The 12,900-nt window shown below is 68.6% G+C and carries 11 protein-coding genes; 6 read left to right on the top strand and 5 right to left on the bottom strand.

The window, feature by feature from the left end:
* Positions 1 to 115 precede the first annotated feature (115 nt).
* On the top strand, positions 116 to 2,590 hold the full coding sequence (locus AC5RVD_RS15215; RefSeq protein ID WP_494127379.1) for a GcvT family protein: 2,475 nt from the start codon (positions 116 to 118) through the stop codon (positions 2,588 to 2,590).
* 66 nt (positions 2,591 to 2,656) lie between these two features.
* Here the strand turns inward: AC5RVD_RS15215 and AC5RVD_RS15220 are convergent, their stop codons facing one another.
* Positions 2,657 to 3,805: an NAD(P)/FAD-dependent oxidoreductase gene (locus AC5RVD_RS15220; RefSeq protein WP_494127380.1), complete on the bottom strand. Its 1,149-nt coding sequence runs from the start codon at positions 3,803 to 3,805 to the stop codon at positions 2,657 to 2,659.
* 251 nt (positions 3,806 to 4,056) lie between these two features.
* Here AC5RVD_RS15220 and AC5RVD_RS15225 point away from each other — a divergent pair, with 251 nt between their 5' ends.
* The 5 genes from AC5RVD_RS15225 to AC5RVD_RS15245 all read left to right on the top strand — a co-directional run bounded on the left by AC5RVD_RS15225 (position 4,057) and on the right by AC5RVD_RS15245 (position 8,993).
* On the top strand, positions 4,057 to 4,413 hold the full coding sequence (locus AC5RVD_RS15225; protein ID WP_494111954.1) for a YraN family protein: 357 nt from the start codon (positions 4,057 to 4,059) through the stop codon (positions 4,411 to 4,413).
* Entirely contained in the window at positions 4,413 to 5,951 is a 1,539-nt protein-coding gene (locus AC5RVD_RS15230; RefSeq protein ID WP_494127381.1) for a YifB family Mg chelatase-like AAA ATPase, read from the top strand. Before AC5RVD_RS15225 ends, AC5RVD_RS15230 begins: the two co-directional genes overlap by 1 nt.
* A 38-nt stretch (positions 5,952 to 5,989) precedes the next feature.
* Positions 5,990 to 7,195 (top strand): DNA-processing protein DprA, encoded by a 1,206-nt coding sequence (locus AC5RVD_RS15235; protein WP_494127436.1) that lies wholly within the window; start codon positions 5,990 to 5,992, stop codon positions 7,193 to 7,195.
* 91 nt (positions 7,196 to 7,286) lie between these two features.
* Entirely contained in the window at positions 7,287 to 8,240 is a 954-nt protein-coding gene (locus AC5RVD_RS15240) for a tyrosine recombinase XerC (RefSeq protein ID WP_494127382.1), read from the top strand.
* Positions 8,241 to 8,489: 249 nt separating this feature from the next.
* Positions 8,490 to 8,993, top strand: a complete 504-nt coding sequence (locus AC5RVD_RS15245; protein WP_493977382.1) for a DUF3145 domain-containing protein — start codon at positions 8,490 to 8,492, stop codon at positions 8,991 to 8,993.
* A gap of 121 nt (positions 8,994 to 9,114) precedes the next feature.
* Here the strand turns inward: AC5RVD_RS15245 and fabF are convergent, their stop codons facing one another.
* The 4 genes from fabF to AC5RVD_RS15265 form a co-directional block, all read right to left on the bottom strand.
* Positions 9,115 to 10,350, bottom strand: a complete 1,236-nt coding sequence (gene fabF, locus AC5RVD_RS15250) for a beta-ketoacyl-ACP synthase II (protein WP_494112025.1) — start codon at positions 10,348 to 10,350, stop codon at positions 9,115 to 9,117.
* 103 nt (positions 10,351 to 10,453) lie between these two features.
* Entirely contained in the window at positions 10,454 to 10,699 is a 246-nt protein-coding gene (locus AC5RVD_RS15255; RefSeq protein WP_136786952.1) for an acyl carrier protein, read from the bottom strand.
* 111 nt (positions 10,700 to 10,810) lie between these two features.
* The gene (locus AC5RVD_RS15260) at positions 10,811 to 11,878 is read right to left on the bottom strand and encodes a beta-ketoacyl-ACP synthase III (protein ID WP_494120869.1); all 1,068 of its coding nucleotides are present in this window, start codon (positions 11,876 to 11,878) and stop codon (positions 10,811 to 10,813) included.
* Positions 11,875 to 12,840, bottom strand: a complete 966-nt coding sequence (locus AC5RVD_RS15265; protein ID WP_494127383.1) for an ACP S-malonyltransferase — start codon at positions 12,838 to 12,840, stop codon at positions 11,875 to 11,877. The genes AC5RVD_RS15260 and AC5RVD_RS15265 overlap by 4 nt, the downstream gene beginning before the upstream one ends.
* Positions 12,841 to 12,900: the final 60 nt, after the last annotated feature.

The following is a 12,900-nucleotide window of genomic DNA, read 5'->3' on the forward strand; positions in this document are numbered from 1 at the left end:
TCACAATAATTCATTATTAACGCTAAGGACAGCGCGCGGAGCGCCTCGTCCATTGCGGCGCCGGACGACCGCATGGCGGGCCCGTGACCTGCCCTCAACTGAAGCGAGGAAACCCATGGACCGGCTCGTAGACCGCACCATCAGCGCGTCCGCTTTCACCCATGAAGCCCGCCAGCCGCTGCCCGCCCGGGCGCGCACCGTCGTCGTCGGCGGGGGAATCGTAGGGGCCAGCATCGCCTATCACCTGGCGGCGGCGGGGGTGACGGACGTCATCCTGCTCGAAGCCAACGTCCTGGGCAGCGGCACCACGTGGCACGCGGCAGGCCTGGTAACCGGCGGGAGGACCACGACGGCGATGACCAAGCTGGCCAAGTACGGCCTCGAGACCTACGGCGCGCTCGAAGAACGCTCCGGGCTCGACGTCTCGTTCCAGCAATCCGGCTCGGTGATGGTGGCGCGGACCGCAGGCCGGGTGGATGAAATGCGCTACGCCTGCGACGTGGCCCGCCAGAACGGCACCGAGGCGGAGATCCTGGAAGCGGCCGGCCTGGGCCGGCTGTGGCCGCTGGCCCGGACCGACGGCGTGCTCGGCGCGCTCTACCTGCCGGGCGACGGGCACATCAATCCCGGCTACGCGGCGCTGTCCTTCGCCAAACTCGCCCACGAGCTCGGCGCCGACCTCCGCGAAAACGTGTCTGTCACCGGCATTCGTCAAGTTCGGGGCCGGGTGACGGGGGTTGTCACGGATCAGGGGACCATAGAGAGCGAACGGGTGATCCTCGCCTGCGGGCTGTGGACGCGCGACCTGGCCGCGACCGCGGGAGCGCATGTGCCGCTGTACGCCGCCGAGCACGTGCACGTGAGGACCGAGGAGATCGACGGCGCCGTGCCCGAGCTGCCTGTCTTCCGGGACCTGGACAACAGCTACTACATCCGGCATGAGCTCGGGCGGCTGCTGGTCGGCGCCTTCGAGCCGGACGGGTTGCCGCGGCCGGTGAGCGAGATCGGCCGAGGCGGTTTCGCAGAGTTCGAGGCCGACTGGGAGCATTTCGCGGGAATCCGCAGCAAGGCCGAGGCGGCGGTGCCGGTACTGGCGCAGAGCCGTTACGACCGCTTCCTCAACGCCCCGGAAAGCTTCACTCCGGATTCCAACTTTGCGCTCGGGGAGACGTCCGAGGTGCGCAACCTCTTTGTTGCGGCCGGCTTCAACTCCCAGGGCATCATTTTCGCCCCCGGCGCCGGCCGGGAACTTGCCGAGTGGGTGATCTCCGGATCGCCCGGCTTCGACGCAGCCGCGGTGGACGTCCGGCGGTTCTCGCGGCACCAGAGCAACCGGCGCTACCTTCATGCACGGACCCGGGAGGGGCTGGGACGCCTCTACGCCATGCACTGGCCGCAGCTGCAGCCGGCCACCGCCCGCAACGTCCGGCGCTCGCCGCTGCACTCCCGGCTCGCCGGGCTCGGCGCCTGCTTCGGGGAACTCAACGGCTGGGAACGGGCCAACTGGTATGGCGACCCCGGGACCGCGCCGGACTATGAATACAGCTACGGCCGGCAGAACTGGTTCGACCGCGTCGGCGAGGAGCACCGTGGCGCACGGGAAGGGGTGGTGCTGTTCGACCTGAGCTCCTTCGCGAAGATCGAAGTGGCGGGTCCGGGCGCGCTGGAAGTCTGCCAGCGGGCCTGCACCGCGGACGTCGACGTACGTGTCGACAAGGCCGTCTACACCCTGATGCTCAACGAGGCCGGGGGGATCGAACTGGACGGCACCGTGACCAGGCTCGGCACCGACAGGTTCCTCGTGGTGACGCCTGCCTTCAGCCAGGACAAGACACTGGGGTACCTGCGGCGGCTGGCGCAAGACAAGGCGGCCGCGGTCTTCGATGCGACGGCCGGCCTGGCGACCATCGGGGTCATGGGGCCCAAGAGCCGGGAACTGCTCAGCCGCGTTTCGCCCGAGGACTGGTCGGACGCCGCCCAGCCCTACACCGAAGGTCGGACCGTGGAGGTTGCAGACGGTTTCGCCTACGCACTGCGGGTGAGCTTTGTCGGCGAACTCGGCTACGAGCTGTACCCGGGCGCGGACACGGCCGTCAATGTGTTCGACGCGTTGTGGGAGGCCGGCCAAGACCTCGGCGTACGGCTGGCCGGCTACCACGCCCTCGACTCATTGCGCAGCGAGAAGGGTTTTCGCCATCTCGGGCACGACATCGGCCCCGCCGACGACCCGTACTCCGCCGGACTCGGCTTCACCGTGGCGCTGGATAAGCCGGGCGGCTTCGTGGGCCGGGACGCGGTGGCGAAGCTGGACCCGGCGGCGCCCCCGTACCGGACCGTGTACGTGGCGCTGGACGACCCGGAGCCACTGTTCGTGCACGACGAGACCGTATTCTGCGACGGCGTGCCGGTGGGCCGCATGACCAGCGGTAGCTACGGCTACACGCTGGGACGCGCTGTTGGGCTTGCCTCGGTCGCCGGGGATGCGGACCTCTCCGGAACATTCACGGTCGAATGCAAGGGCCGGCCCGTCGCGGCCACGGTTTCCCGGCGCCCCTTCTACGATCCGAAAGGTGAGCGGCTGCGCGGCTAGCAGACGGCTTGCTGGTCGAGGCATGACCTGTTCGACCGAGTGCGCCGGGGTGTTCCGACCGTCCGGTCAGCGGCCCAGCGCGGTCGGAACACCCCAGTCGGCGCTTCCCTCGGCCTCGAAGCGACTCAACCGGTAGGGGCTGATGTCAGCCTCGGGCTGCCTGTCCTCGACCAGATCGGCGACGATGATGCCCATCAGCGCCGAATACTTGAACCCCTCGCCGGCATCCCCGCAGGCAACCACGACCCCGGGGAGCGGCGAATCGACGACGAACCTGCCGTCGGGGGTGTCGGTCCAAACGCAGACCTGTGCATCGAGCACATCAGGCTGCAGCGACAACAAATCACGGCGCACCCGTTCCCGGATGATGCCGGTGCGCAACTCATCCGGGGACCTGTCGCCGTCCCCCTCCGTGTAGTGTCGCAGCGGACTGTCCAGGCCGACCTTGTAGCCCACCCCGGGGCTGCTCATCGCGTAGATGCCCGGCGCTTCATCTGTGGGGCCGTCGAAAAAGCAGGGATAGTTGTCGGCGGCGCCCCGCCGATGTGCATTACCGAAGTGGACCACCTGCTCCAGGTACGGCCGAAGCGGCGCGGGCAAACCAAGCTGTGCGAGCAGGACGCCGCTCCCCGGACCGGCCGCAATCACCAACACGTCCGCATCGACGCGCCTGCTATCCGAGAGGGAAGCGCTGACGGTCCCTGCAGCTGCCGAAACCTCCGAGACCGTGGCCCCGTGCAGGAAGGTGCCGCCGGCCGCGGAGAACAGCCGAAACTGAGCCTGCAGGCTCACGTCGGCCAGGACCACGCCGGCGTCCCGCTGCCAGACGGCATCCCGGCCGTCCGGCCTCAAGCCGGGCAGGAACCGTGCAACTTCGCTTGCGTCGACCTCCTCGAAGGGCACCTCTTCGGCGAGAAGGGTCGACCGCAGGCGCGGCAGCGACATCGTGTCGCGCCACAGCAGGCCCTTTCGGTGGTAAACGGGTTGCCCGGCCCTGCTCGAGAGCCGCTTCATGGCTTCCAGCCCCAACCTGGACAGCCGGACCCGACCGGGGTCCGGGTCGGCAATGCGCCACATGCGGGTCGGTCCATAAGAGGACGACAGCGGGTTCGATACGCCGAAGCGGTCGATCAGGGTGACGTGATGCCCCCGACCGGCCAGCTCGGCCGCTGCCGGCAATCCCCACGCACCGGCTCCGACGACAGTTATCCGCACTGCGAGTCCTTCCTGTTCCCTGAACCGTTGCTGTCAGGACCTCCGAACATGTCGGCAGCCCGCACCAGATGACGCGCATGCCGGTGCCCCGAGGCCGAGATAGAGCGCGGGCCAGGGTGTGCCGCGCATCACTTCTTTAGCGTAACTGAGGCTGCCGCCCTGTCCTGCACAGGCTGCCGCCTGGGGTGGGCTGTCCACATCCTGGGGTTACGTGAAGATTCCTTTTGCTGCCCGCCGCCAGGCTGGAGGGCATGAGAGCGAAAGACGAACTGGGCCGGCGCGGCGAGGAAATGGCCGCGGCCTATCTTTCCGGCGCGGGCCAGCGGGTCATCGACCGAAACTGGCGCAGCCCCGACGGCGAACTGGACATCGTGGCCGTGGACGGGGCGTCCATCGTGGTCTCCGAGGTCAAGACCCGGCGCAGCACCGACTACGGCCACCCTTTCGAAGCCATCACCGACGCCAAGGTCCGCCGTCTCCACTTCTTGGGACTCCAGTGGCTGCGCGACCACGGCATGACCGGTACGGCGATGAGGGTGGACGCCGTCGCGGTGCTCTACGGTCAGGGGCGTTGGCCCGTGATCGAGTACATGAAGGACGTCGGCTAATGGGGCTCGGTCGGACGTTCTCGGTGGCGCTGGTGGGCCTCACCGGACACATCGTGGAAGTCGAAGCGGACATCGGCCAAACCCTCCCGGCCTTCATTCTTCTGGGGCTGCCGGACGCTGCCCTGACCGAGGCCAAGGAACGGATCAAGGCCGCGGCGAAGAACGCGGGGGTTCCGCTTAGCAGGCGGAAGATTACAGTCAACCTTGTCCCCGCTTCGCTGCCGAAGAAGGGCTCCGGCTTCGACCTGGCCATCCTGATGGCCTCGCTCCAAGCGGCCGGAGACGTCCGGCCCAGCGGCCGTACCGTTTTCCTGGCCGAAATGGGACTCGATGGGAGGCTCCGGCCGGTCAGGGGTGTACTGCCGGCGGTTATTGCGGCAGTCGAGGCCGGGTATCCGCATGTTGTCGTAGCCGAAGCCAACGCCGCCGAGGCCGCGTTGGTGCCCGGCGCCCAGGTGCGCAGCTTCGGCAACCTCGTTGAGGTGTTGATGGCCTTCGGAGCCGACGCGCACCGGCTCAATCTCGCCCCGTTGGAGCGGTTGCCCTCGTCCGTGCCGGCCACAGCTCCTCCGGCGCCCGCCCCCGACCTGGCGGACGTGGCCGGGCAGCATGAAGCCCGGGCCGCGCTGGAAGTCGCGGCTGCGGGCGGCCATCATTTGCTGCTCGTCGGCCCGCCCGGTGCCGGCAAGACGATGCTGGCCGAACGGTTGCCGGGCATCCTGCCAGATCTTCCCGATCACCATGCCATGGAGGTCACCGCCATCCACTCCCTGAGTGCTACGGCGGCCCCGCTGACCGAACTGGTACGGCGGCCACCGTACGAGAGCCCGCACCACACGGCAACGGCGGTTTCCATCATCGGGGGCGGCTCCGGCATGCCCCGCCCAGGAGCGGCCTCGCGGGCACACCGCGGGGTGCTGTTCATGGACGAGGCGCCCGAATACGACCGGCAGGTGCTCGACGCGTTGCGCCAGCCGCTGGAGAGCGGGCGGCTGGTGGTGCACCGGGCGGCGGGCAGCGCAGCCTACCCGGCACGCTTCCAGCTCGTCATGGCGGCGAACCCCTGCCCGTGCGGGCTCTCCGGGGGCAAGGGTTTGGAGTGCACCTGCACGCCCGACCAGAGGCGCCGCTACTTTGGCAAGCTCTCCAACCCCTTGACCGACCGCATCGATCTGCAGCTGACTCTGCCACGGCTGACGGTGGGGATGATGGCCGCGGGTGCGCGTCGGGAGGACAGCGCGGCCGTCGCCGCCCGGGTAGCGGTGGCACGGACGGCCCAGCGGGTGAGGCTGCAGCCTTGGGGCATCGGGTTGAACGCGGAGATCAGCGGCGAACTGTTGACCGGGAAGCTGCGGCTTCCGGCCGCTATCACCAGGGACCTGGACCGGGCCATGGAATGCGGAGTGCTGACCGGCCGTGGCTACTCGCGTGTCCTGCGCGTTGCGTGGACGCTCGCCGACCTGTCCGGCCTGGACCGACCGGACCGGGACTGCGTCAGCACGGCGCTGGCCTTCCGCCAACAGGTCAAGGCGGCCTGACCATGCCTTCGCCATCTGCGGCCGCCGGCCAGGAGGAGATGACCAGAATGACGCAACTGCCGTCCACCGATGAACGCCTTGCCAGGGCGGCGTTGTCCCGGCTGATGGAGCCGTCTGACTGGATCGGCCAGGCACTGGTCGCCGCTACCGGCGCGCACGACGCCCTGAGAGTCGCCACCGGCCAGATCAAGGCCGGGCATGGTTTGCAGGCGGAATTGCTGCGCGCCCTTGACCGCGAACCCACTGCCGGCAACGCTCAGCCGCTCAACGACGCCCTCGAACGATGGGCGCCGCGCATCAAGGACCTTGCGCCGGAACGCGACTTGGCCGTGATCGGCAGGCTCGGCGGCACCGTGCTCATTCCCGGAGATGCCGTGTGGCCGGGGTCGTTGGCAGACCTCGGGCTGGGCGAACCGCTCTGCCTCTGGGCGCGGGGAAGGTTCACGGACGGCATCCCGGACGTCCGGTCGACGGTGGCCGTTGTCGGCTCCCGGGACAGCACGAATTACGGCAACCAGGTGACCGGCGACATCAGCGGCGGACTCGCGCAGCGCGGCTATTGCGTGATTTCCGGCGGGGCATACGGGATCGACGCGCAGGCCCATCGGTCGGCCCTGGCGGCGGAGACCGAACATGTCGCCACCATGGCGGTCATGGCCGGTGGCCTGGACCGGTACTACCCGGCCGGAAACGAAGAACTGCTCCGCGCCATCGCCAGCCGGGGGATCCTGCTGGCGGAAGTGCCGCCCGGCGCCGCACCAACACGTTGGAGATTCCTGCAACGAAACAGGCTCATCGCAGCGTTGGCCGCCGCAACCATCGTGGTGGAGGCCCGCTGGCGCTCCGGGGCACTGAATACCGCCCATCACGCCGCGGGGCTTGGCCGCGGCGTGGGCGCCGTTCCCGGATCCGTCTACAGCGCGAACTCGGCCGGTACCCACCGGCTGCTGCGCGACGGGAGCGCAACTGCCGTCACCGATGCCGCAGAGGCGGCCGAGCTCGCGGGACCGCTGGGAACAGTGCAGGCCGGGAGCCAAGAGGTGCTCGCGGACCACGACGGACTCGGTGTGGACGACCTGCTGCTGCTCGACGCACTCCCGGTTCGACGGGGAAGCACTGTAGACAAGCTCGCCACCGTCGCGGGGATTCCGGTCCGCACCGTCCTCGCGGGACTCGGCCGGTTGGAAGCGGCAGGACTTGCCGTCCAGGACGCCACTGGCTGGCGCCGCGGGCGCAGGGACTGAGTAGGACGCAGGGAAGGAGGCGCGGCGGCAATTCGGCCACGTTCCCGTGCGCCTCCTTGAGTTCGGCGGGCCGGGCCAGCAAAGTGAGGGGATGAGCTCTGCAGACCAACCCGAACCGCAGGGCACCGAGCCGCTCCCGAAGGCCTTCGACGCGGCCCTGGATGGCTTCGCCCGCTATTTGAAGGCGGAGCGCGCTCGCTCGGAACACACCATCCGCGCCTATGTGACCGACGTCCGGCACCTGCTCGGTTACGCAGCGGAAACCGGTGCCCGGGAGCTGCCGAACATTACGCTCGGGACCCTGCGGTCCTGGCTGGGCGCGATGAACGGAGCCGGCATGGCCAGATCCACGCTGGCGCGGCGCACGGCCACCGCCCGCACGTTCATGGGCTGGGCGCTGCGGGAAGAGCTCATCCACACCGATCCGTCGCTCCGGCTGAAGGCGCCCAAACGCAACGGCTCGCTGCCCACCGTGCTGCGCCCGGCCCAGGTCGATGAGTTGTTCCGGACGCTCGCCGCGGAAGCCGCCGAGGGGGAGCCGATGCCCCTGCGGGACCGGGCGATGATCGAACTGCTCTATGCCACCGGCGTCCGCGTCAGCGAGCTCGCGGGCCTGGACATCGACGACGTGGACAACGAACGCCGGACCATCCGCGTGCTCGGCAAGGGCAACAAGGAGCGCACCGTCCCGTTCGGGCTGCCGGCCGCCGTCGCCCTGGACGACTGGCTGCGCCGCGGCCGCCCAAGGCTCGCCATCGCGGAAAGCGGTCCCGCCCTGTTTTTGGGCCAACGGGGCAGGCGGGTGGACCCCCGCCAGGTGCGCTCCGTCGCGGCGAGGCTCTTCGGCCTGCTTGGCGACACCTCGGCCACCGGGCCGCACGCCCTCCGGCACAGCGCCGCCACGCACCTGTTGGATGGGGGAGCGGACCTGCGGGCCGTCCAGGAGATCCTCGGCCACAGCACTTTGGCGACCACCCAGCTCTACACCCACGTCTCGGTGGACCGGCTCCGCCGCAGCTACCAGCAGGCGCACCCGCGGGCCTGATCCCGGAGACAGGTGGCGGACGCGAACGGCCGCCCACCCGGAAGGGGGCCGCCGAGCGAGCCCCCAAACCGGCTTGCACCAGCGGAACCGGCGACACGCCATAACACATTGGTAGTTACACTGGCGCAATTCGATGCCGTACGGCACAATGAGGAACGAAGCGTCGGAAACAGCAGTACTGACAAGTTCCATCCGTTGACAGGCTGAAGGTCGTTGGGGAAGACGTACCTACAGCAAATGGAGGATGGGATGTCTGTTGTGATGACGCGTGGAGTGCTGTTTGTGCATTCAGCACCTTCGGCGCTGTGCCCTCATATCGAGTGGGCCGTCGGATCCGTCGTGGACAAGCGAACGGATCTCGAGTGGACCCCTCAGCCCGCCGCGCCCGGAATGTACCGGGCTGAGCTGTCGTGGGTCGGGGCGCAAGGGACCGGTGCCATGCTGGCTTCCGCCCTGCGCGGCTGGGCCCACCTGCGCTATGAAGTCGCCGAAGAGCCGAGCGCCGGTGTGGACGGCGGCCGCTGGTCGCACACGCCCGAACTCGGCATTTTCCACGCGATGACCGACGTCCACGGAAATATCATGGTGAGCGAGGACCGCATCCGCTACGCCTACGAAGCCGGTGCCGGCGATCCAGCAGCGGTCTACCACGAATTGTCCCTCGCCCTGGGCGAGGCCTGGGACGAAGAGCTCGAGCCCTTCCGCCACGCCGCCGAAGGCGCACCGGTGCGCTGGCTGCATCAGGTCGGCTAGCCCCGCAACGCCCCCGCAACACCGCATCCTCCATCCACGCAAGAGGGAGGGCGACCGGTAATAACCGGCCGCCCTCCCTTTTGTGCTGCCCGGAGGCAATCACATGATGAACGGTGAACTGCTAGACGTTGCGGAACACGACGACGGCGTTGTGGCCGCCGAACCCGAAGGAGTTGTTCAATGCGACGATGTCGCCTTGGGGCAGGTCGCGGGCAGAGGTGACCACGTCCAGCGGGATCTCCGGATCCTGGTTCTCCAGGTTGATCGTGGCCGGAGCGCGGCGTTCGTAGACAGCCATCACGGTCATGACGGACTCCACGGCACCCGACGCGCCCAGCAGGTGGCCGGTCTGCGACTTGGTCGCGGAGACGGCAACGTTGTCCACGTGGTCTCCGAGCGCGGCCTTCAGGGCGGTGTACTCCGGCTTGTCGCCAACAGGGGTGGACGTGGCGTGGGCGTTCACGTGCACTACGTCGGTCGCTTGTGCCCGCGCGTCGAACAGCGCGGCCTTCAGCGCACGGGTGGCGCCAAGTCCTTCGGGATCCGGGGCGGTGATGTGGTAGGCGTCGGCGGTGACGCCGGAGCCGGCAAGTTCGGCATAGATGCGGGCACCGCGGGCCAGGGCGTGTTCCTCGGCCTCGAGCACCAGTGCACCGGCGCCTTCGCCCATCACGAAGCCGTCCCGGTCCAGGTCGTACGGACGCGAGGCACGCTCGGGGTCGTCGTTGCGCCTGGACAGCGCCTGCATCGCGCTGAACGCGGCGATGGGCATGGGGTGGATAGCGGCCTCGGCGCCGCCGGTCATGACCACGTCGGCCTTGCCGGCGCGGATCAGGTCGATGCCCAGTGACATGGCTTCGGTGCCGGACGCGCAGGCGGAGACCGGGGTGTGGGCGCCGGCTCGGGCACCCAGATCCATGCTGACGGCGGCGGCGGGGCCGTTCGGCATCAGCATCGGTACGGTCATCGGCAGCACCCGCCGCGGCCCGCGGTCGCGCAGGGTGTCCCACGCGTCCAGCAGCGTCCACACGCCGCCGATACCGGTGGCGAAAGCTACGGCCAGGCGGTCGTGGTCCACCTCTTCGATGCCGGAGTCTTTCCAGGCCTCACGGGCCGCCACGACGGCGAACTGGGTGGAGGGGTCCATCCGCTTGGCTTCGACCCGGGTCAATACTTCGTCCGGGCGGTTGCTGGCCTGGGCGGCGAACGTCACCGGCAGCTCGTACTGGGCCACCCAATCATCTTCGAGGGTATGGGCCCCGGAAACGCCCTTGAGGGCATTCCGCCACATCGTGGGGACGTCGCCGCCGATCGGGGTGGTGGCGCCGAGGCCGGTGATGACTACTTTGCGTGCCATTGATTCATTCTCTCAATAGTGATTGGGCAATAAATCCAGTGCGGCGGCCGGACCGGGGGTCACCCGCCGGCCGCCGATCCCGGGAAGCCCGGGCGACGCGGAACTAAGCCTGGGCGTTCACGATGAAGTTGACGGCGTCACCGACGGTCTTGAGGTTCTTGACCTCTTCGTCCGGGATGCGCACGCCGAACTTCTCCTCGGCGTTGACCACGATGGTCATCATCGAGATGGAATCGATGTCCAGGTCATCGGTGAAGGACTTGTCCAGCTCAACAGCCTCCGGGGCCAGGCCGGTCTCTTCGTTGACGATCTCGGCCAGACCGGCCAGGATTTCTTCGTTGCTAGCCATGGTGGCTCCTTTTCTTGTGCTGCCGGACGGTGTCCGGACGGGTTGTCAAACCGCGGTCTGCGGCCTGGTTCTGGTTGGAATGTGGGGGAGGCCCGACTACCGGAAGGCAGTCTACGGCAGGACGATGACCTGCGCGCCGAACACCAGTCCGGCGCCGAAGCCGATCTGCAGGGCGAATCCGCCGGAGAGCCCGGGGTTCTCCTGCAACAGGCGGTGCGTGGCCAAGGGGATGGACGCAGCCGAGGTGTTGCCGGCATCGGCGATGTCGCGGGCCACAACCACGCTCTCGGGCAGCTTCAGCTGCTTGACCATCTCGTCGATGATGCGCATGTTCGCCTGGTGCGGCACGAACGCGGCGAGGTCTTCCGGCTGGAGGCCGGCCGCCTCCAGCGCCTGCTTGGCCACCTTGGCCATTTCCCAGACCGCCCAGCGGAACACGGACGGGCCGTCCTGGCGCAGCGTGGGCCAGAGCTTGTGGTCATTCTCATCGAAGGTGTCCGAGACGGCCGAGAGCGAGCCGGCGGCCTCTGCGGCCAGCGAGAGCTCGCGGACGTGGTTGAGCGAGTGGGTCATGCTGATGGTGTCCCACTTGCTGCCGTCGGAGCCCCAGACCGGCTTGCTGATGCCCGGCGTGTCGGACGGGCCCACGATGACGGCGCCGGCGCCGTCGCCCAGCAGGAAGGAGATCGTCCGCTCGGTGTTGTCGATGACGTCGGACAGCTTTTCCGCCCCGACCACCAGCACGTAGTCGGCGGTGCCGGAGCGCACCAGGGCATCGGCTTGGGCGATGCCGTAGCAGTACCCGGCGCAGGCAGCGGAGATGTCGAAGGCGGGAGCCGGGGTGGCGCCTATCCGGTCGGCCAGGGCAGCGGCGGCCGACGGCGTGGCGTAGGGATGGGAGACGGTGGAGACGAGGACGGCACCGAGCTGGTCGCCGGTGATGCCGGCCTGTGCCATCGCTTCCTTGGCGGCGCCTTCGGCCATGTCCAGCACGGACGTGTTGGCGTCCGCCCGGTGGCGGGTGACGATCCCGGTCCGCTGGCGGATCCATTCATCGGAGGAGTCGATCCACTGGCAGACGTCGTCGTTGGTGACGATGACGTCGGGACGGTACGCTCCGATTCCAAGGATGCGCGTGAAGTCGCGTAGCGGGGTCTGCTGGATGACGGGTGTGCTCACTGCTCGGATTCTCCAGACGTGCTGTTCATGACGGGGGTCTGTTCGGTGTGCTCGGCGATGAACGCCCGGGCTGCTTCCAGGTCTTCCGGCGACTTCAGGGCCATGGTCGCCACGCCCTTCATGCCACGTTTGGCCAGTCCGGCCAGGGTGCCGGCCGGCGGCAGTTCCAGCAGCCCGGTGACACCGACGGACACCAGCTTCTCCATGCACTTGTCCCAGCGCACCGGACGCGAAACCTGCGCGATCAGGCTGTCCAGGTTCTCATCGCCGCCGAAGACGGGTTCGCCGTCGTAGTTGGAGAGCAGGGTCAGCATCGGCAGGGCCGGCTTCAGCTGGGGACGCAGGGTTTCCAGGGCGCTGACTGCGGGAGCCATGTGTTCGGTGTGGAAGGCGCCGGCGACCTTCAGCGGGATCACCCGTGCCTTGGCCGGCGGATTCGCGGCGAACGCCTGCAGCTGCTCGAGCGTGCCGGCGGCCACCGTCTGGCCGCCGCCGTTGGCGTTGGCCGGGGTGAGTCCGGCCGCTTCGATCGCGGCGAGCACTTCGTCCGGGTCCCCGCCGAGCACGGCACTCATGCCGGTCGGCGTCTGCGCCGCGGCACGCGCCATAGCGTTGGCCCGCTCGCGCACGAAGTTCATCGCATCGTTCTCGGTCAGCGCGCCGGCAATGGCGGAGGCCGTAACCTCACCCACCGAGTGGCCGGCGACGACGGTGGACAGGTCGAGGGGCTCATCGGCGGTGAGGGCGCGGGCGGCCAGCAGGCCCGCGGCCACGATCAGCGGCTGGGCGACGGCGGTGTCCTTGATGGTCTCCTCATCCGACACGGTGCCGTGCGTGAGAAGGTCCAGCTGGGCGATGTCGCTGAGCAGTCCGAGGTGTTCGGGCACACCGGGGACCTCGAGCCAGGGATTGAGGAATCCGGGCGTTTGGGAACCCTGGCCCGGGCAGACTATTGCAAGCACGTATTCAAGCTTTCCAAAGAGGAGGCGGTTTCCACGGTGTTTCGGCACACGAAGCTCGCC

The sequence above is a fragment of the Arthrobacter sp. THG-b23 genome, from assembly GCF_059091265.1.